The organism is Flavilitoribacter nigricans DSM 23189 = NBRC 102662 (genome assembly GCF_002646595.1).
In the GTDB taxonomy this organism is placed as follows: Bacteria; Bacteroidota; Bacteroidia; order Chitinophagales; family Saprospiraceae; genus Flavilitoribacter; species Flavilitoribacter nigricans.
This window is the reverse complement of sequence record NZ_PDUD01000001.1, coordinates 306,241-327,741: the sequence shown is the minus strand read 5'-3', so window position 1 is coordinate 327,741 and position 21,501 is coordinate 306,241. Positions and strand designations below refer to the sequence as shown.

The 21,501-nt window shown below is 50.3% G+C and carries 12 protein-coding genes; 5 read left to right on the top strand and 7 right to left on the bottom strand.

Translation table 11 applies throughout. The features are described from left to right. Positions 1-53 precede the first annotated feature (53 nt). Positions 54-608 (bottom strand): RNA polymerase sigma factor, encoded by a 555-nt coding sequence (locus CRP01_RS01245; RefSeq protein WP_099148156.1) that lies wholly within the window; start codon positions 606-608, stop codon positions 54-56. Positions 609-1,018: 410 nt separating this feature from the next. Here CRP01_RS01245 and lysA point away from each other — a divergent pair, with 410 nt between their 5' ends. Then, positions 1,019-2,356: a diaminopimelate decarboxylase gene (gene lysA, locus CRP01_RS01240; protein ID WP_099148155.1), complete on the top strand. Its 1,338-nt coding sequence runs from the start codon at positions 1,019-1,021 to the stop codon at positions 2,354-2,356. A gap of 76 nt (positions 2,357-2,432) precedes the next feature. Continuing rightward, entirely contained in the window at positions 2,433-5,162 is a 2,730-nt protein-coding gene (locus CRP01_RS01235; protein WP_099148154.1) for a valine--tRNA ligase, read from the top strand. A gap of 66 nt (positions 5,163-5,228) precedes the next feature. Here CRP01_RS01235 and CRP01_RS01230 read toward each other — a convergent pair whose 3' ends face one another. The 3 genes from CRP01_RS01230 to CRP01_RS41795 form a co-directional block, all read right to left on the bottom strand. Then, positions 5,229-6,413, bottom strand: coding sequence for a class I SAM-dependent rRNA methyltransferase (locus CRP01_RS01230; RefSeq protein ID WP_099148153.1), 1,185 nt, complete (start codon positions 6,411-6,413; stop codon positions 5,229-5,231). Positions 6,414-6,506: 93 nt separating this feature from the next. Further along, positions 6,507-8,912 carry an endopeptidase La gene (gene lon, locus CRP01_RS01225; RefSeq protein ID WP_222845634.1) on the bottom strand — a complete coding sequence of 802 codons (2,406 nt, stop codon included), beginning with the start codon at positions 8,910-8,912 and terminating at the stop codon, positions 6,507-6,509. A gap of 736 nt (positions 8,913-9,648) precedes the next feature. Beyond that, entirely contained in the window at positions 9,649-9,837 is a 189-nt protein-coding gene (locus CRP01_RS41795; protein WP_143473221.1) for a hypothetical protein, read from the bottom strand. A gap of 836 nt (positions 9,838-10,673) precedes the next feature. Between CRP01_RS41795 and CRP01_RS01220 the strand changes: the two genes are divergently transcribed. Continuing rightward, complete coding sequence (locus CRP01_RS01220) at positions 10,674-12,638, top strand: ATP-binding protein (RefSeq protein WP_099148152.1); 1,965 nt, start codon at positions 10,674-10,676, stop codon at positions 12,636-12,638. Between the two features lie 590 nt (positions 12,639-13,228). On the opposite strand, the gene CRP01_RS01215 is transcribed toward CRP01_RS01220, so the two are convergent. Together CRP01_RS01215 and CRP01_RS01210 are read right to left on the bottom strand one after the other, a co-directional pair. Then, positions 13,229-13,768, bottom strand: a complete 540-nt coding sequence (locus CRP01_RS01215; RefSeq protein ID WP_099148151.1) for a hypothetical protein — start codon at positions 13,766-13,768, stop codon at positions 13,229-13,231. A 110-nt stretch (positions 13,769-13,878) separates the two neighbouring features. Next, entirely contained in the window at positions 13,879-16,191 is a 2,313-nt protein-coding gene (locus CRP01_RS01210) for a family 65 glycosyl hydrolase domain-containing protein (protein WP_099148296.1), read from the bottom strand. Positions 16,192-16,436: 245 nt separating this feature from the next. On the opposite strand from CRP01_RS01210, the gene CRP01_RS01205 reads away from it, so the two are divergent. Both CRP01_RS01205 and CRP01_RS01200 read left to right on the top strand, forming a co-directional pair. After that, positions 16,437-18,128 carry a DUF1800 domain-containing protein gene (locus tag CRP01_RS01205; RefSeq protein ID WP_170110170.1) on the top strand — a complete coding sequence of 564 codons (1,692 nt, stop codon included), beginning with the start codon at positions 16,437-16,439 and terminating at the stop codon, positions 18,126-18,128. Positions 18,129-18,163: 35 nt separating this feature from the next. Further along, positions 18,164-19,726 (top strand): DUF1501 domain-containing protein, encoded by a 1,563-nt coding sequence (locus tag CRP01_RS01200; RefSeq protein ID WP_099148149.1) that lies wholly within the window; start codon positions 18,164-18,166, stop codon positions 19,724-19,726. 84 nt (positions 19,727-19,810) lie between these two features. Here the strand turns inward: CRP01_RS01200 and CRP01_RS01195 are convergent, their stop codons facing one another. Further along, entirely contained in the window at positions 19,811-21,406 is a 1,596-nt protein-coding gene (locus CRP01_RS01195; protein ID WP_099148148.1) for an amidohydrolase family protein, read from the bottom strand. Between the last annotated feature and the right edge of the window lie 95 nt (positions 21,407-21,501).

Below are 21,501 nucleotides of genomic sequence, written 5' to 3'. Positions count from 1 at the left end.
TTGGATCGATTTAATTGAAAAAAATTATTTTTCATGATACGTTTTCATTGGGGTCAACCGGATTGTTCTTTCGAGGGTATGCCCGGGTAATTGACTTTTTCCAACATTTCCTGCATCCGCTTTTTGGCCAGAATAAGCTGCGATTTGGAGGTGTTGATACTGATGTCCAGTAACTCGGCGATTTCCCGGTGTTTGTATCCTTCCAGAACGTAGAGGTTGAATATGGTTCGATAACCGGTTGGTAATTTTTCCAACAGATCAAGAATATCCTGTGCTTCCAGTTCGGCCTGCACTTTGCTGCGCCAGGGCACATCTACATCGTCGATCTCGACCGTCATGTTGAAGTTGTGCTTTTTGCGCAGGAACATCAGGGCTTCGTTAATGACGATCCGGCGGATCCAACCTTCAAAGCTGCCGTTGCCCTTGAACTGCTCAATATTCGTCAGCACCTTAAAAAATGCTTCTACCAGCACATCCTCCCGGTCTTCCGTACGCTTGAGGTAGCGTTTCAGCGTTCCGTTCATGGTAGGGGAATACTGGTCGAAAAGCCATTGTTGTGCCTTTCGGTTCTGTTTTGTACAAGCGGCAATTAGCTCTTTTTCGGTCACCTGTAGTAAGTTTTGTTAGATCTTCAAGTTTCGGACTGTCTGGTTTCCTGCCGGATTGCATTGTTTGGGTAAAATAAGCTTTTATCACCTGCTTTACCATCTTAATGCTCTAAAAAAGCGCCGGATCCCATTTGGGTTTCAATTTTCGGTCATTCAGTGTACCAGTTCACATCCTAACAGATGTATTTGATTACGTTTTTGGTGGTTACACGGTCATTATTCATGAATATTTCCCGAAAAGGTGGGAATTATGCACGATAGAAAATGGTTGATAAATCGATATATCGACATTAATTGGCTAATTTTGCCGTCCGTTTTCTCTGCGGGCCGGAGCTTATCCCCGGTAGCGGAGAAAAATTACCATCATTCTCAAGAAAAGACGCCGGACTGTGCGTCTCAACCGTAGCAAAATGTATCTAGATAATAACCAGTATAAGCTCAGTGGCGGAGTCGATCTGCTCGAACTCGGGGAACGGTTTGATTATCCACTCTATGTATACGACAGTGCCGTCATGGAAAGGCAGTACCAGCGGATCACGAATGCGTTCAACGTCAAGAAGCTGCGGATCAACTACGCTTGTAAGGCTTTAACGAATATCAACGTTCTAAAGTTTTTCCGTTCACTGGGATCCGGGCTGGATACGGTTTCCATACAGGAGGTACAGCTGGGCCTGATGGCCGGTTTCAAACCACAGGATATCATCTTTACGCCCAACTGCGTTTCCCTGGAAGAGATCCAGGAGGCCGTCGAACTGGGGGTACGGATCAACATCGATAATATCTCTATCCTCGAACAGTTCGGTCAGTCCCATCCCGACGTACCGGTTTGTATCCGGATCAATCCGCACATCGTAGCGGGGGAGAATGCCAAGACCTCGGTGGGGCATATCGATTCAAAATTCGGTATCTCTTTTCACCAGATGCCCCATGTGCATCGGGTGGTGAAAGCTACCGGTCTGCGGGTAGAGGGGCTGCATATGCACACCGGATCCGGTATCCTGGATGCGGAAGTCTTCCTGCTGGGGGCGGAGATCCTGTTCAATATGGCCAAGGATTTTGAAGATCTGGATTACCTGGATTTCGGCAGCGGTTTCAAGGTAGCCTATTACGAAGGCGATATTGAGACCAATATTGAAGAGCTGGGCAAAAAGATCTCTACCCGCTTCAACAACTTTTGCAAGGAATACGGTAAGGATCTGACCCTGATCTTTGAACCGGGGAAATTCCTCGTCAGTGAGGCCGGTTCTTTTCTGGTGAAGATCAATGTGATCAAGCAAACGACTTCCACCGTATTTGCCGGGGTGGATTCGGGCATGAACCACCTGATCCGTCCGATGCTGTACAATGCGCACCACGAGATCGTTAATGCTTCCAATCCCAACGGCAAGGCCCGTTTTTACACGGTGGTGGGATATATCTGCGAAACGGATACCTTCGGTATCAACCGTCGGCTGGGCGAAGCCCGCGAAGGGGATGTGCTGTGTATCAAGAACGCCGGCGCTTACTGCGCTTCCATGGCTTCCAATTACAACTCCCGCTTCCGGCCGGCCGAAGTGCTGGTGCACGCCGGTAAGGCCCACCTGATCCGGCGGAGAGAACGGATGGAAGATCTGCTGGCCACCCAGGTGGAACTCGACCTGGATGTGGAAAAGGTAGAGACCCTGGATCTGCATAGCGCAACTCCGGAGAAATTGCCGCGTAAAAAACCGGAGAACACCAATAATCAAAATATCAAACACGCTGAATAAATTGGCCGGTAGTCGGGGCTGGTGTCAGCTGCCCTGCCGACAATCATTTCAACAAGAAAAATAGTTAGTTTAAGTAATGGAATTATCGACCAGATATTCTCCCGAAGAAACGGAAGACAAGTGGTACCAGCACTGGATGGACCGGCAGTATTTCCGTTCGGTACCCGATGACAGAGAGCCATTTTCAATCGTAATCCCACCACCCAACGTCACCGGTGTCCTGCACATGGGGCACATGTTGAACAATACCATCCAGGATATCCTGATCCGAAAGGCTCGCCTGGACGGTAAAAATGCCTGCTGGGTTCCGGGAACGGATCACGCTTCCATCGCCACGGAGGCGAAGGTGGTGAAAATGTTGCGCGAAAAAGGGATCACCAAAGGAGAGATCGGACGGGAAAAATTCCTGGAACACGCCTTTGCCTGGAAAGAAGAATACGGTGGGATCATTCTGCAGCAACTTCGTCGCCTGGGCGCTTCCTGCGACTGGGACCGTACCCGCTTCACGATGGAACCCAAACTGAGCAAGGCAGTAATGAAGGTGTTTGTCGACCTGTACCGCAAGGGACGGGTTTACCGCCGGCTGCGGATGACCAACTGGGATCCGGAGGCACAGACCGTATTGTCCAACGAGGAGGTATTGTATTTCGAAGAGAACGCCCAGTTGTTCCACCTGCGCTATGATGCTGCGGACGGTTCCGGGCAGTCCATCGTGATCGCTACCCAACGTCCGGAAACCATTATGGCGGACGTGGCCATTGCCGTTCATCCGGAAGATGATCGCTTCCGCGACCTCATCGGCAAGGAGGTACTGGTACCGCTGATCAACCGGCCAATTCCGGTGATCGCCGATGAATACGTGGATCGCGAATTCGGAACGGGGGCATTGAAGATCACTCCGGCCCACGATCAGAATGACTACGAGATCGGCCAGAAACACGGACTGGATGTGATCGACATCCTGCATCCGGACGGTCGACTGAACGACAAGGCGCAGATCCTGATCGGACAGGATCGCTTCGAGGCCCGGAAAAGCATTAAGAAATTACTGGAAGACGCCGGCAATCTGATCAAACTGGAAGATTACCAGACCAAGATCGGCCGTTCCGAAAGAACCAATTCTGTGGTGGAGCCGCGGCTTACCCTGCAGTGGTTCGTGGAAATGAAGGAATTTTCCAGCACGGCGCTGCACGCCGTGGATAGTGAGCAGGTGAAGTTCTGGCCGAGCCAGTTCTGGAACATGTACTACAACTGGTTGCGGGAAGACAACGTTCGCGACTGGTGTATTTCCCGTCAGCTGTGGTGGGGGCACCGGATCCCGGCCTGGTATTACGGCGACCACATTTTCGTAGCCGAAACGGCCGAAGAAGCGCTGGCGGAAGCCCGGGAAAAAACGGGCCAGGCAGATCTGCAACTGACCGACCTGCAGCAGGACGAAGACGTACTGGATACCTGGTTCTCTTCCTGGCTGTGGCCGATCTCCGTTTTTGACGGTTTCGAAGATCAGGAAGAACTCAAATATTACTATCCCACCAATGTACTGGTGACCGGATGGGACATCATCTACCTGTGGGTGGCCCGGATGATCATGTCCGGCTACGAGTGGTCGGGTGAACTGATGGGGCTGGATCACGTACTGGAACACGGCCGGCAACCCTTCAAGGATGTGTACTTCACCGGTATGGTTCGGGACAGCAAACGGCGTAAGATGAGCAAATCGCTCGGAAACAGTCCGGAGGCCCTGAAACTGCTGGATAATTACGGTGCGGACGGCGTACGCTTCGGCATGCTTTCCAGTGGTGCGGCCGGAAACGATATCATTTTCGATGCGCCTTTCGATCCGCAGACCAAAGAGATCCTGAACGAAAGTAAGCTTTGCGAGCAGGGACGTAACTTCTGCAATAAAATGTGGAATGCCCTGCGCCTGATCCAGGGCTGGGAGATTTCCGATGAAGCTCCGGAAGCGGCTACCCGCGCCGTGAATGAAATGGCCGGACGCTGGCTGGAAAATAAACTGGAAGGGCTGGTGAAAAAGCTGGATGGCTTATTTGAAGAATACCGCCTGTCCGAAGCACTGATCGATCTTTACAAATTCATCTGGGATGACTTCTGCTCCTGGTACCTGGAAATGATCAAGCCGGACTACGGTCAGCCGATCGATCGGGCTACTTACAAGCAGGCCATCGCTTTGTTCGAAAAGCAGATGACCCTGCTGCATCCGTTTATGCCGTTCGTTACGGAAGAGATCTGGCACAACCTGCGCGAACGCGCGGAAGGCGAAGACTGCGTGATCAGCAAATGGCCGGTACCGGCCGCTTCGGATGCCAAACTGATCGCCCAGATCGAGCAGGCGAAAAGCGTGGTGACCAGCATCCGGGATATTCGCAACAGCAAAGGGATCAAGATGAAGGACCCGCTGGAGGTATATATTCAGGATGGTGAAAATGCCGGGCATCTGCTGGCTGTTGGCGGCTGGTCGGATATGATCATCAAAATGGGTAATCTGTCCAAACTGGAAGCCACCACGGAGGACGTTAACAACAGTGTTTCCTTCCTCGCGGGAACTGAGACCTTTTTCGTGGTACTCAACCAGGAGATCGATACCGAGGCGGAATGTGCCCGCCTGAAGGAAGAACTGGCCTACTACCAAGGATTCCTCAAGCAGGTAAACGGCAAGCTGTCCAACGAGCGTTTCGTAAACAATGCTCCGGCGGCAGTCGTCGATAAGGAACGTCAAAAACAGGCCGACGGCGAAGCGAAACTGAAAAGTATTGAGGAGAGCCTGAGCCAGTTGGGCTGTAATTGATGATTCGATTATTTGGTGATAGGATGATCTGATTGCACTCGATCAGATCATCTTATCATTGGATCATCAAACAATCTGCAGCACCAGTCCTTTGAGGTATTCTCCTTCCGGATGGAAGAAATTGACGGGATGATCGGCCGGTTGTCCCAATTCGTGCATCACCCGCACCTGTCGGCCACTTTCCATGGCCGCCGCTACGATCGTATTGCGGAACAGGGCTTTATCCACTACTTTCGAACAGGAAAAGGTAAACAATATTCCACCGCTGGGCATCTGTCGCATCGCCATGGCATTAAGGCGCTTGTAGGCCTGTACGGCCTTATGCCGCTTGTGTTTACTTTTGGCGAAAGCCGGAGGGTCCAGAATATAGATATCGTATTGATCCTGCTGCTCTTTGATGAAGTCCAGCACATCGGCCTGAATAGCGCGGTGGCGGGATTGAGCGGTTTCGTCCACATTGAGGGCAACATTGCGCTCCGTTAACTGTACCGCCGTTTCGCTAATATCTACGGAATCTACCCAAGCGGCTCCGGCCGCCAGCGCATACACGCTGAAACCACCCGAATAGCAGAATGCATTAAGTACCCGCTTTCCTTCGGCATAGCGGGAGATCAGGTGCCGGTTCTCCCGCTGATCGAGAAAGAAGCCCGTTTTCTGGCCGCTTTCCCAATTGACGAGAAAGGAATGACCGTATTCTTTTACAACGGTCTCCCGGGCTTCCCCGAAAATGTTCTCATTGGTAATCCCGGCGGCGTACATGGAAGGCAGCGTATGCTCACTTTTATCGTATATGGCTACCAACTTGCCCGCGTAGATATCCTGCAGCGCAGCGGCGATCAGATCGATCTGCCGGTGCATCCCGATTGAATGACACTGAATGACTGCGGTCTTATCGTAAATATCCACGATCAGTCCGGGGAGGCGGTCGCCGGCCGCGTGCACTAGTCGATAACAGTTGGTAAGCTCGGAATCCACTAATCCCAATTGTTGCCGATATTGGTAGGCCTGGCCAATCCTTTCCCGCCAGAAATCCGCATCAATATTTGCGGGAGTAAACGACAGAATCCGAACGGTAATACTGCCGTCCTGGTAATGTCCAATACCCAGTACATTTTCTTTACTGTCCAGTACTTCCACGACATCCCCATCTTCCAGTCCATCTTCCTGCCGGTGAACGGCACCGGAAAATACCCAGGGATGAAATCGTTTAACGGCCGCTTCTTTGCCCCGTTTCAGCCAAATCTTCTTCATAACTAAATTTATAAACATCCCTGACCCCTCGCGCCTCGTCCCTGACACCTCCATTCTGACACCTGACACCTTCTCCCTCACACCTCACACCCCCTACTTCTCAAACGCCACCTTCAGCACATCCTTAAAATAATCGGCGTAATGTACGTTTATTCCCTTTTTTATATGGTCCGGCAGCTCATCAAAATCCTTTTTATTGTCAATCGGCAGGATCAGATGGGTAATTCCTACCCGGCGGGCGGCAATCGTCTTTTCCTTAACCCCACCGATCGGCAGCACTTTACCGGTAAGGGTGATCTCTCCCGTCATGGCCAGCTTGTCGCGTACGATCCGGCCCGTAGCCAGGGAGTACAAGGCCAGGGACATCGTAATACCCGCCGAAGGACCGTCTTTGGGTGTGGCACCGGCAGGAACGTGCAGGTGTACGAAATGCTCATCAAAGAATTTGGCGTATTCTTTATCCTCGGATAACAGACCGCGTACGTAACTGTAAGCGATCTCCGAAGATTCCCGCATCACATCACCCAACTGACCGGTTTGCTTAAAGCCCGGACCTTTACTGCGGATAGCGGTGGCTTCAATGTAGAGGGTAGCACCGCCTATGGAAGTATAGGCCAGCCCGAGGGCAACGCCGGGAGTATCCCGGTTGTACAGTTTTTCGGTATTGTAAACGGCCTTTCCGAGGAAAGATTCGACATCTTCTTTTTTGACCTTGAAAGTAGTTGTTCCGTTCTCGGCCATTTTCAGGTTCACTTTCCGGATGATCTTGCGGATCTGTTTTTCCAGGTTCCGGACCCCGGCTTCCCGGGCGTAGTCTTCGACGATCTTTTTGAGCGCACCGGTGGTAAAGGTGATCTCACTGGGCGAAAAGCCCGTTTCCTCCAGCTGTTTGGGCACGAGGTATTGCTTGGCGATCTGGATTTTTTCCTCCAGGATGTAACCGGCCAGTCGAATGATCTCCATGCGGTCCAGCAGTGGTCCGGGAATGGTATCCAGTTGGTTGGCGGTCGTCACGAACAATACGTTGGACAGATCGAAAGCCAGATCGAGATAATGGTCCACAAAGGTGCTGTTCTGTTCCGGATCGAGTACTTCCAGTAAAGCGGAAGCGGGATCTCCCCGAAAGCTGCTGCCGATCTTGTCGATCTCATCCAGCATGATCACGGGATTGGCGGCCTCTACCCGGCGCAGGGCCTGGATCAGTTTACCGGGCATTGCGCCGATGTAGGTCCGGCGGTGTCCTTTGATCTCGGCTTCATCACGCATGCCGCCAACGGAAAAGCGGTAGAATTTTCTTCCCAGCGCGTGGGCGATGGATTTACCGATAGAGGTTTTACCCACACCGGGAGGGCCCACCAGACAGATAATGGATCCGGCCACTTTACCGCGGCGGATAATGGTACTGAGGAATTCCAGGATGCGCTCTTTGACCTCATCCAGGCCGAAATGTTCCTGGTCCAGTATTTTCCTGGCTTTTTTGATGTTGTGGTTATCATCAGTGAATTTTCCCCAGGGCAGGTCGGCAATGATCTCCAGATAATTCCGGGTGACGTTGAATTCCGGCGATTGAGCGTTCAGGGTACGCAGTTTTTCTAATTCCTGCTCGACTACCTTTTCCGCTTCGTCGGTGAGTTCCAGTTCGCCCAGCTTTTTCTCCAGCTTTTCGGCTTCCGATTCGTTATCCTCTTTTTCGATGCCCAACTCCTTTTTGATGGCTTTGAGCTGCTCGCGGAGGAAGAATTCTTTTTGTTGGGCACTCACTTTTTCCTCGATCTGGGTACTGATCCTTTTCTGGATCTTGGCGATCTCCAGATCCTGCTTGATGAGGCCCACCAGCATCTTGGCGCGTTCGTGCAGGTCGAAGGTCTCCAGCAGTTCCTGTAGTTCTTCGGCACTGGAGGACAGCAGGTTGCTGATGATATCCATCGTCATACTGGGGGCATCGTAGTTGAGTTGGGATACTACCATGTTCACCTGCTCCTGGAAGAGCGGATTGATCTTAAGCAGTTCCTTGATCTCCCCGCTGATGGCCATCATATATGCCCGCAGTTCCTGGTCGGGTTTGACCTTGGGACTGGCCTGGTGATCAACTTCCCAGCGGATCTGGGGTTTGACCAGGATCGTCTTTTTTCTTTTGAACCGATTGATCCCCTGGCCGAGTACCTGCATGGTATCGGGGGCAATGGGGATCAGCCGCATGATCTGGAAGGTCGTTCCTACTTCGTATAGCTCCGATTCCGTATAATCTTCTTCATCGATCTCCTTGGCCAGCACCAGACCAATATAGCCGTCATCCTGCTCCATGGCTTTTTTTAGCACGGACACTTTGTCTTTGCCGGTAAAGGCAATGGGGATGGGCATTCCCGGAAATACGGGTCGCTGGAGTAGGGGAAGTATGGTCAGGTTATGGGGAAGTATATCTTCTACGGCCTGTACCTGATTCGGGTTTTCTTCTTCAATCGTGGTCATCGTTTCCTGTTCTTCGGCATTTTCCTGCATAATGGATCTTAAATATGGTTAGGAAGGTTCATTGAGTATAGAATGTCAATAAGCCGAAATTTGTTTACTGGCGGCATCGCTGAAAAAATAGGATAGTTGTGAAAAAAAATTAGTGAGTAGTGACTTTCGGAAAAAGACTGCGTCAGAAGGACAACAGTGACAACAACTAAGAAATAAGGTTTTCATGATATGAATATGGGTTTTAGGTGTTTTTTCGGAGGGCTTCGGCCCTCTTTTTTTTGGGCTAAAAAAAATCCAGGAGGGCTGTGACTTTCAGCGGAGCGTGCGTCTTAAAGACAGACAGCGACAAAAAAGAGAAATAAGGTTTTCATGATATGAATATGGGTTTTAGGTGTTTTTTTTGAGAGGGTTTCGGCCCTCTTTTTTTTTTGGGGTAAAAAAAATCTTGGAGGGCTGTGACTTTTAGCGGAGCGTGCGTCCTAAAGACAGACAGCGACAAAAAAGAGAAATAAGGTTTTCATGATATGAATATGGGTTTTAGGTGTTTTTTCGGGAGGGCTTCGGCCCTCTTTTTTTTGGGGCAAAAAAAATCTTAGAGGGCTGTGACTTTCAGCGGAGAGAACGTCTTAAAGACAGACAGCGACAAAAAAGAGAAATAAGGTTTTCATGATATGAATATGGGTTTTAGGTGTTTTTTCGAGAGGGCTTTGGCCCTCTTTTTTTTGGGGGTAAAAAAAATCCTGGAAGGGCTGTGACTTTCAGCGGAGCGTGCGTCTTAAAGACAGACAGCGACAAAAAAGAGAAATAAGGTTTTCATGATATGAATATGGGTTTTAGGTGTTTTTTCGAGAGGGCTTTGGCCCTCTTTTTTTTGGGTTAAAAAAAATCCTGCTGGTCTGTGACTTTTAGGAATGGGTACGTCAAAAGAGCAGACAGCGACAAAAAAGAGAAATAAGGTTTTCATGATATGAATATGGGTTTTAGGTGTTTTTTTTGAGAGGGTTTCGGCCCTCTTTTTTTTTGCGGCCTATGCTCCATCCGTACGGATTGTGCTTTTCCCCATCAATTCGCTCCTTATAGGCTGCAAGCTGAATGGGTCTGAAATTTACCAGGCGTTTTTATATCTACACCTTTAACGGGCGTTAATCACTGCTTTCCTTGACTTTGGGGCGGGTTTTATCATCGAATTGGTTTTTCAAACTGTGATTTTGTCTTATATTTACCCACACTTTTACGGCACAACCATATTTACCCAAACAATTCTTCACAAATTCTGGCAACTGGCCCGGTCATTCGATGCATCGGCGCCCATCTTTGCCGCTTTCAATTCCGGTAATTTTTTTGTAGAAAATACTTAGTACTTTATTAAGTTATAGTATAGTTTTTAAGAACACTATAGAACAAACCATCGCTTTACGGAGGCTTGGCTCCGTACAGGCGATAAAGGCCTTTTTTTATTTTAAACCGATTTAAGTATGAAAGCTTTTGAAAAATTCCAAGACACTGTCCTTGAGGACGCGCAACTAACCCAGTTAAAAGGCGGTGGAGATCCTCCACCCTGGCCCGAAGACGATGATGATGAAGGTTAGTTAAAAGACTGATAAAGGGCTGCTACCGATTTATATAATTGTGTAGCAGCCTTTTTTTATGAATTTAATGTAACTTTATAAAAAATTTTACGTGTATAAATATTAATCCTTAGAAGACCATCATTGTAGAGAAAGTAAAAAGTTAAACAGTTTTATCCCTTACACTCAGATTTCTCCTTATTAAAGTCAAGCGAAAAGTAAATTTAGCAAAATGTACATTTGGGTACGGTGTATCATTATTGGTATTGCTTTGTGCCTGTTCCAGGTAATGGGAATTGGGCAGGAGGAAGAGCTATGTGATAATGAGGTGGCCGAAGCGCTTTTTGATCGAAAAGATTACCGGGCTGCGATCGAAGCCTATGAATGTAGTCTGGAATATTCCACAGATACTACCTGTCAGGCCGAATCGTATTACCGGATCGGGAAGGCTTTTTGCCGGCTGTCCAATTATCGCACGGCGATCCTCAATCACCAGTGGGCCCTGGAGTTGCTGGACCGGGAGAAAGATCCTAAAGCCCGGGCTAAAAACTATTCCGGAATTGCCGACGCGAACAGTAAACTGGGCAATTTTGAAGAAGCCTATTACTACGAATCCAAGGCACTGCAGATTGCAGAGATCAACAACGATAAGAAAAGCATAACCCGCTCGGTTTACCAACTCGGTAATTACGCACACAGCATTGAGGATTATTCCCGCGCCCTCGAAAACTATATGCGGGTGCGGACCCTTCTGGGCACCGATACGGTCACCCGCCAGTATGGCACTACCCTGGGAGCGATCGGTTCGGCCTATATCGGTCTTTACCAATTGGAAAAGGCGATCAAATTCCTGGAACAATCGGCCGAACTGGGCATTGAGTTAAAAGACTCCACGATCCTGTTCTACGCCTTGGGTAATTTGGGCGAAGCACACGCTGAATCCGGAAACGTCGAACTGGCGGTTAGTTATATTCACGCAGCCATTGAGGGCAAAGAGGCTTTCGGTGATCAGAATGGGGTAGTGGACTCCAAGCTGGAACTGGGACAGCTCCTTATGGCGCAAAAGCGCTACGGCCGGGCGGAGACGCTCTTTACGGAAGCGCTTATGGAGGCGAATGAGATCGGTGCCAAGGTGAAGGTTCTCGAATGTTACCAGGCACTTAAATCCTTGTTTTCCGAGAACGGTCAGTACGAAAAGGCTTTTTACTTCCTGGATCGCTATACAACTCTCAAAGAGGAAATGCTGGGAGAAAAAACCCGGGAACTGATCGAAGAACACAACATCATCTACCAAACTTCAGAGAAAGAAGCGGAGATCAAGCGCCTGAAGGATATCCAGGTGCAGAGAGATGAGAACGATCGCCTCAAGACCATGATCATGATCTCGGTCGTTCTCCTGATTACGGGGTTGATCATCGCCGGCTACCGGATCAATAAAGACCTCAGCCGGAAAAATGCCACCCTGGCCGAGATCGGCGACCAACTCAAAAGGAAAAACATCGAACTGGAGCATTTCGCCCATATCGCTTCCCATGACCTCAAAGAGCCGCTGCGCACAATCAGCAGCTTCACCAGTCTCCTCGGGAGAAAGTATGTGGACAATCTGGACAACAAGGCCCAGGAATACATGGGATTCATCCATAAAAGCGTAGCCAACATGTACACGCTTTTGGATGATCTGCTCAACTACGCCCGGGCGGACCGTCCGAAATCTGAAGCGACCCGGGTGAAGAGCAATCAGTTGCTCGACGTGGCCCTGGGTAATCTCAATGCCCAGATTGAAAAGAAAGATGCCAGTATCATCGTACAGGAGGAATCTTTACCCGAACTGGAGATCGTGCCCTCCCAATTGGTACAGTTATTCCAAAACCTGATCGGCAATGCCTTGAAATTCAGTAATGGTAAAAAACCGGAAGTGCAGGTGAATTGCCGCGAGCTGTCCGAAAACTATTATTGCTTTTCGGTAAAGGACAACGGGATCGGTATTGCGCCCGCAGATCAGCAAAAGATATTTGAGATGTTTTCCCGTTTGCACCACGAAGAAGCTTACTGGGGAACGGGGATCGGACTGGCTACCTGTCAGAAGATCGTAGACCTGTACGGAGGGAAGATCTGGGTGGAATCGGAGTTGGGAAAGGGCGCTACTTTCTACTTTACGCTACCGGATGCCAGAAACGAAAAAAGTCGTACCGTTTGATCGGTACGACTTTCAATAAATTATAATCCCATGAACATATCCAAAATTGAGTTGGCCTGAGCCAGATTTTTCCACAGACATTTTAATAGTCTGCGAAAAAATGATATCTTGCGACGTGATTTAGTGCTTTTATCATAACCCAAAAACACTTGAGCTGGTCCATTGCAGTGGGTCAGCTTTTTTTTTCGCAAGGTATATATCTTTATTGTGCAGGGATCGAAGATAGTTAGTAAGTCGTCCGCCCTAATATGGCAGGACGACTCACTACTAACAAATTATAATCCCATGAACATATCCTAATTTAGTGTGCGATTGCTTTTCAATCGACTTTCCTTCTTCCTCTATTTTCTGATCACATTACAAATATTTGATTTTTCCCTTCCGTAAACAAAGACAAAAAAACACTTTTGTGAAAAAAATATTGAGAAAATAATTTTTTATTTAAAGTTCATTTTACTGATAATCAGTTAAATGTGATTTTTATGCCTTTGTTTTTTGTGAGATTGTGATGAAAATATTCCCGTTTTTTCTTGCGTTAAAAGCCGAAAAAAAGCGCAAAAAAATGTCTTTTCGACCGATTTAAAGGCCATTTATTCCTGGAAACCGAATTGTTCCCGCGTTGGAACGGTCATCAGACTCAGGGCCTTGAGGATAATTCCGGCATTGTCATAGGTCTGAGTACCTCCCCAGGACATAGCGCCATCGGTAATCCCCTGGATCTCCCATTCGGAATCTTCGGCGTCCACTTCGGAATCCAGTTTCAGATAGTTCTTTCCGCTTTCCGTCCGGAAATACCAGTTGCCGGATCCCCAAACTTCATCTTCCCAGCGACCACTTTCGAAAGTGCCGTCCGCATTGAATTTATACCATCTTCCCTGACCGGCACGGCTGGCGGCACGATCGCCGGGAACTACATAGAATTCGAACACCCAATAATCTTTCATCAGTCTCTGGGTGACATCGTTCTGCGGTGGGATCATCGGCGGACCGACAACACTGCCCGGGCCACCCTGGTAAGCTGTACTGCCGGCGGTAGTAGCGCTGTTGCCGTCGTTTCCGCTGGTGTTATCGGAATTGCAGGCGACCAGGCCAATAATGACTAAACATCCTAGGATTAAATTGCGTAACATGTTAGTGAAATTAAATGGTTATTATTTGTGGTCGGAAAGGGGAGGGATTCGGTTTGGGATTCCCGCCGGTAGCGACTGGCTGTGCAGGTTATCCCACTGATCATCCGCCTTTATCGATCCAGTTTTTCCTTTTTCCCTCCTTCGAGTTTTACCTCTTTATCGTAAACCTTCAGGTGTAAAGTTTTCTGAGAATGATTGACCAGGATTAGCTGTTTGCTGCTCACTTTTACCTGCAACAATTGTCCTCGGTACTGTATCCTGAAGGTATAGTTTTTCCAGGATTTCGGCAAAATGGGAGCAAAACTGAGTCCCCCGGTATTGCTGATCCGCATGCCTCCCAGGCCCTTGACCAGGCACAGCCAGGAAGCCCCCATGGCGTTGATGTGCAAACCGGCGGCGGTATCTCCGAGCTGATCATCCAGATCCGTCCGGGCGCTTTGCCGGTAGAATTCGTAGGCCTGCTCCTCCAAACCGATCCGGGCGGCCAAAATACTGTGAACGCAGGGCGATAGGGGCGACTCGTGGACCGTCCTCGCTTCGTAAAATTCGTAATTGCGCCGGATCTGCTCCTGATCAAATGCCTCTTCAAAGGCATAGATCCCCTGCAGTACATCGGCCTGCTTGAGGTAGACCGAACGCAGGATGCGGTCCCAGGTCCAGTTTTGGTAAAGGGGAAGTTGTCCTTTCTTCAAATCGGCCACCGTGGTCAGTTCCTTATCCAGAAAGGTATCCTGCTGCACGAATATTCCCAGTTTCTTATCCTCTTTCAGGTAGAGTTTTTTGGCGATCTTTTGCCATTCGGAGGTTTCGGCATTTTCCTCGAATTTGAGTTTTTTGCTCAGTTTTTCAAACCACTTCTTGTGCTTGCTTTTAACGTATTCAACAGCACTCAGGGTATACTCCAGGCACCATTTGGCGATATAATTGGTGTACCAGTTGTTGTTGATATTGTTCTCGTATTCGTTCGGTCCGGTGACGCCGTGGATCACGTAAGCCTCCCGCCGTTCGGAGTAATGCACGCGCTGGGCCCAGAAGCGGGCAATGGCGATAAGTACCTCCAGTCCGCCTTCGGCCAGATAGGCTTCGTCTCCGGTGTAGCGTATATATTCAAAGATGGCGTAGGCGATCGCGCCGTTGCGATGGATCTCTTCCAGGGTTACTTCCCAACTGTGGTGGGCTTCTTCTCCGTTTATCGTCACCATAGGGTAAAAAGCGGCCCCCTTGTTGAAACCGAGTTTTTCGGCATTTTCAATGGCTTTACCGAGGTGGTTGGCACGATATTGCAGGAGGTTTCTGGATACATCGGCTGGAGTTGTAGCCAGGAAAAACGGCAGACCGTAGGCTTCTGCGTCCCAGAATGTACAACCCCCGTACTTTTCCCCGGTAAAACCTCTCGAAGCAATACTCATCCGGCTGTCACGACCATTGTAGGCCTGATGCAACTGGAAAATATTGAAGCGAATGGCCTGTTGGGCGGCCGGGTCCCCATCAATGGTAACGTCGGAAGAGGACCACTTATCTTTCCAGGCTTTGGCGTGTTCACCGGACAGTTGGTCAAAACCCTTTTTCAAGGCCTTTTTCACGATCTTCTTTCCGATCCGGGGCAGATCGCCGTCGGGATGATCCAGGGAAGTAACGATGGAAGCGTATTTGCAGATCGTGATGGTTTCTCCTTTTTTGCAACCCATGTCTACTTCGCAGCCGATATATTTTTCGCGGTGCAGCCGGTAAGAATCAAAGTCCAGTTCTTTCTCATCGCGGAAGATGGAAAATTTCATGGCCGTGCAGACCTGAAAAAACGTCTTTTTGGTCTCCGTCAGCAAATAGCCCCCGCGCCGTTTCACCTTGGTGTCTACCTCGACCCAGAATTTTTGATTTTCATCGGCATCTTCGTTGGAAACGTCGGCATCCAGATAGGGTTGAACCGTAAGCGTAGAATCAAAATCGAGCGGCGTGATCGTATAGCGAATGGCCCCGAGTTCCTGATCGGCCATGCTGCAAAACCGACGCGTGCTTACCTGCACTTTGCGGCCGCTTTTCATTTTGGCTACGAAAGTACGTTCGAGATATCCTTTGCGGAGATCGAGCTCCCGGCGGAAGGATTGCACCTGGCAATTGTCCAGGTCGAGCACTTCCCCGTCAAAGGAGATACTGATGCCGATCCAGTTGGGAGCATTTAAAAATTTAACGACCTGCTGCGGCCGGTTACCTTTGGTGTGATCCAGTTGCACGTGATCGGCATAATAGATGCCGCCGATGTAGTTGCCCTGGAGGCTGTTGCCCGAAAAGTGTTCTTCGAAGTTACCACGAAGGCCCATACGACCATTGCCCAGACTAAAAATACTTTCGGAGACCCGGTTGCTTGCGGGCTTAAAGCCGTCTTCGATCACTTTCCATTCATCAATAATAAAATCGTCTTTCATCTGCGTTCCGATAGACCGGGGGCGGTTTAAGATATCTTTGGTTTTGATTTTAACGGGCTTAAGCAGGCTCAAAAGTAAGATTTTGATCAAATAATGCGGCGGAATTTTCAAATTCTTATGGGTTCGGATCATAATTTCTGAATAATCTTCGTTCCTCATTAAACCTCCCGTCTCCCCAGTAGTCTAATCACTGCCCGCGATCAATAAATAAACACGCCAATTTTTAAATCTTAATGCTGCACCCTATGAATAGAAGAGCTAGCCTACGCCGCTTGCTGGGCCGATCTGCTATTGTCGGAAATGAACAGAGAGCGCCCCAACGCACAGAAAATACCACTTTCGCTCCAAAACCGCCCGGAGCCGGTTTGACACCCTACTCCGGCGAATGGACCTTCGAACAAGCTGCACACTTGTTGCGCAGAACCACCTTCGGACCGAGTCGCGAACTGATCAGTACCGCGGTCGAAATGGGCCAAAGCGCTGTATTTGACCAATTGTTTGCCGATCCGCCGGCGCCCGCTCCGCCCGTCAATCCCGATTTTACGGAAGACCCCAATGTGCCGGTCGGCCAGACCTGGGTCGACGCACCTTACTCCGAAAACATAGATCTGCGGCCTTACCGGAACCGCAGCCTGCGTTCCTGGATCTTCCTGAACATGCTGGAAGAAGGCATCTCCATTCGCCAGAAAATGACCCTCTTCTGGATCAATCATTTCGGAGTGGCCGGTATCAATGATAAGCGCTTTATGTACCGCTACATTGAGCTGCTTCGCTCCAGTGCACTGGGCAATTTCCGTCAATTGATCAAGGACGTAACCGTGGACGGCAGTATGCTGATCTTCCTGAACGGCAATCAAAATACCGAAGTAGCGCCCAACGAAAATTACGCCCGGGAACTCCTGGAACTGTACACCGTCGGAAAAGGTGACCTGGCCGGAGAGGGTGACTATTCCACCTTCACGGAGCAGGATGTGGCGGCAATGGCACGGGTACTGACGGGCTGGCGTACTTTCGGCAATCTGAATTCAGAGCCCGAAAACCCACCCCGGGTAGAATACCGGGAATTTCGGCACGATAACGGGACCAAGCAATTATCCCACCGTTTCGGCAATGCAGTCATTTCGGATCTGGGCGATGCGGAATACGCCCATTTGATAGACGTGATCTTCCAGCAGGACCGGGTAGCGCATTTCATCTGCCGGAAGTTGTACCAGTGGTTCGTTTACTACGAAATAGATGAGCAAACGGAAATGGAGGTGATCGCGCCGCTGGCCCAGATGCTGATAGATAACGATTACGAGTTGGAACCGATCGTTCGCACCCTACTGACCAGCGAACACTTTTTCGACATCCTCAGCGTAGGCCCTATGATCAAGAATCCGATCGATTACAGCCTATCCATGGTCAAACAGCTGGAAATGAGCCTGCCGGATGATCAGGCTACCCGTTACGAGATCGGTCTGCGTCTCTACCGACTGGCCGGGGCGATGGAGATGGAATACATGGATGTGCCCCAGGTTTCCGGCTGGAAAGCTTATTTTCAGGCACCCCAGTTCTACCGTTTCTGGATCAATGCTTCCACTTTACAGATCCGATCGGGCCTGGCTAACATCATTGCCGCCGGGCCGATGATGATCAATGGTTTTGCTTTTGCCTACGATCCGCTGGCTTTCATCGCTACGATGTCCAACCCTACGGATCCGAATGTGGTCATCGATGAATTCTCCCGCCTGCTGCACCCGCAACCCCTGACCGATCAGCAGAAGGTGGCGCTCAAGGATATTCTGATCCCGGGCTTACCCGATTTTGAATGGACTCTGGAATACGGGGAATACGTTGCCGATCCGGAAAATCCCGAACTGGCGAACGCCGTGTCGCTCAAGCTGCGGCAACTGACCCGCGCCCTGATCAGTCTGGCTGAATTTCATTTGAGTTGATCTCCCTTTCCCAATTATCCTAAATCCTTAGCATTATGAAAAGAAGACAATTTCTCCATAAAAGTAGTGCGGTGGTCAGCATCCCCGTGCTTCTCAACGGCCTGCCGCTTTCCGCTATCGGCCGCAATAGTTTCCTTCCCTCCTTTAACGATGAATCCGATAAAGTACTCGTGCTGGTGCAGATGAACGGCGGCAATGACGGCCTCAATATGGTCATCCCGCGTGATCAGTACAGTGAACTGTTCAAGGCGCGTTCCAATGTGCTGATCCCGGAAAATGCCATCGTGCCGGTAACGGATAAAGTCGGCTTCCACCCGATGATGACCGGTCTGCGTTCCCTTTACGATGAGGGGCAACTGGGCATTGTGCAGAGTGTGGGTTACCCCAATCAGAACCGCTCCCATTTCCGCTCTTCGGATATCTGGTTTACGGGTTCCCCTCCCGATGAATTCTGGACTACGGGCTGGATGGGGCGTTACCTGGATTCCGTTGTGGAGGGCTATCCGGAAGGTTACCCGAACGACAGCAACCCGGATCCTTTCGCGATCACGATCGGTAGTATCGTCTCGGAAACCTGCCAGGGGGCTGCCGCCAATTACTGCCTGACCATTACGGATCCGTTTTCTCTGTCCCCGCTGTACGAGGGATCGCCCACGGACGTACCGGGTACGCCCTACGGGGAAGAGCTGTCCTTTCTGCGGACCACGATCGCTCAGACGAACGCTTACGGGGAAGTGGTAACCGCAGCTGCGGAAAAAGCTACCAACCTGGCGGCCTATCCCGAAGACAACGGCCTGGCCCAACAACTCAAGACCGTTGCTCTGCTCATTGCGGGTGGCTTGAAAACCAATGTCTATGTCGTAAATATCGGCGGTTTTGATACCCACGCCAATCAGGTGATGGAAGGCGATAAAACCAACGGCGAACATGCCCAACTGCTGCGCAATTTATCGGAGGCCATTGCGGCTTTTCAGAAAGACCTGAGCTTGCTGGGTATCCAGGAGCGGGTTGCCGGAATGACCTTCTCGGAATTTGGCCGGCAGATCGCTTCCAACGATAGTTTCGGCACCGACCACGGTACGGCCGCTCCGCTGATCCTGTTCGGTTCCTGCGTCAATCCGTCTATCGTCGGTGACAATCCGGACATCCCCAACAACGTCAGCCGGGGAGAAGGGGTACCGATGCAGTACGATTTCCGGGACGTCTACGGCTCCATTCTGATGGATTGGTTTGACGTCACCCAGGAGGATATCCAGAATATGTTTTATGCCGGTTTCAGTTATATTCCGCTGTTCAATTCCTGCAAACCGACCAGTGTGCAGGATGAACTAAAAGCCGGCGAAGACCTGCTACTCAACAATTATCCCAACCCATTTCCCAACTGGACAAATATCCGCTTTGAAAGTACCGGCGGCCACGTTCGCCTGAGCGTTTTCAACGCCATGGGCAGCGAACTACAGGTACTGGTCAATAAGCACCTGGAAGCCGGTGAACATCAGTTATCGTTCAACGGCAGTCATCTTCCGGCGGGCAATTACTACTATCGCCTGCAGGTGCCCGGCCGGGTCAAAACACGACGGATGGTGAAAGTTAGATAGAATGTGCTGATGTGTGAACGTGCTAAAGTGTGAATGTTTTGGGGCACGTTCACACATTCACACTTTAGCACGTTCACCCGTAAATCAGGATTTACTTTTTTCCATGCCGGGCTGTTCGATCTCAAACTCCTCGCGGGCTTTAGCTTCCTGGACCATACGCTTGACATCCTGGAGTAGTTTTTTGGCATCGTACACGACACCGTCTTTAACGGTATAGGTTACGCCGCCTTTGCGTACGACTTCGTTGTTTTCATCCAGGCGGATAGCGCCCGTTCCGTACAGGAGTTTGATGTCCGTCAGTGGGTTTTCTTCGAGGATTACAAAATCGGCGAATTTACCGACTTCTACCGTTCCGATCTGATCCGCCATACCCAAGGCTTCGGCGCCGTTCAGGGTGGCCGATCGAATGACTTCCAGTGGGTGGAAGCCGGCTTCCCGGAGTAATTCCAACTCCCGGATATAGGCAAAACCGTAGAGTTGGTAGATGAATCCCGAATCGGATCCGGCGGTGACCCGCCCGCCCCGGTTTTTGTACTCATTGATGAAAGTCATCCAGAGGCGGTAGTTCTCCTTCCAGTTTACTTCCTGCTCTGTGCCCCATTCGTGCCAGTAGGAGCCGTGGGAGATCCGGCTGGGTTTATAAAACCGCCACAGGGAGGGCATGGTGTATTCTTCGTGCCATTCGGCCCGGCGCGCACGCATGAGGTCGCGGTTAGCTTCGTAAATATTGAAGGTGGGGTCCAGAGTGAAGTCCAGATCGAGGAGTTCCTGCATGACGGCGTTCCAGTGGTCGGAATAGGGTGGGGCGGCCTGTTTCCAGAGCTTGCCGGCTTCCTCGAAGCGGTTCTGCTCGTTCTGATAATTGTAATCCAGCGGATAGCTTTGCACGGTACGATCTGCGAACAACGCTTCGGGCAGTCCGTACCAGTGTTCCATGCTGGTCAGGCCGGCACGGGCCGAATTGAGCACATTCCAGCGCCCTACATCCATCTGAGCGTGGTGACAGGCCGAGCGTAGTCCGAGTTTCTTGTTTTCTTCCAGAGCGGCGGCCATTATCTCCGGTGGCGCACCGAAGAACTTAATACCGTCGGCGCCTTTATCCGCATTTTCGCGCACCCAGGTCCGGGCTTCCTCCGCACTGTTAACTCCGTTTTTGGCTCCCTGCCCGAAGGCGGTATAGGCCATAATACGGGGAGCTACGATCTCGTTTTTGGCACTGCGTTCGCGGTGTTCCAGTACCCAGTCGAGGCCATTGCCGCAGGACGGATCCCGGATGGTCGTTATCCCGTGACCCATCCACAGTTTGAAAACGTATTCCGCATCGGCGCCCTGGGATTTTCCCCCGATATGACCGTGCATATCCACGAAGCCGGGCAGGAGGTACATACCTTCGCAATCGAGTTCTTTGCCTCCGGGCTGGAGTACCGGCCGGCTGTCCGGATTGATCGGTACGCCGGGATAACCGACCACTTTGATCTGGGTGATCTTGTTTTGCTCCACGACGATATCGATCGGTCCGCGCGGCGGAGCTCCGTTCCCGTTGATCAGGGTGACCCCGCGAATGATCAGCTGAGTGTGGGGCCCGTCTCCTTCGTTGGTTCCCCGGGTCGGAGATTTTTCCTGGGCGTACAGCAAACCGGCAGCCAGGCAGAATGATAGGAGTAAAGTGTATATTTTCATACTAGTCTTAAGTTTTTGAAGGGATGTTCGAATATAAGCAGCACGACATGAATCACCCCGAATTTTACAAAAGGCAATGTTTAACCTCTACGAGG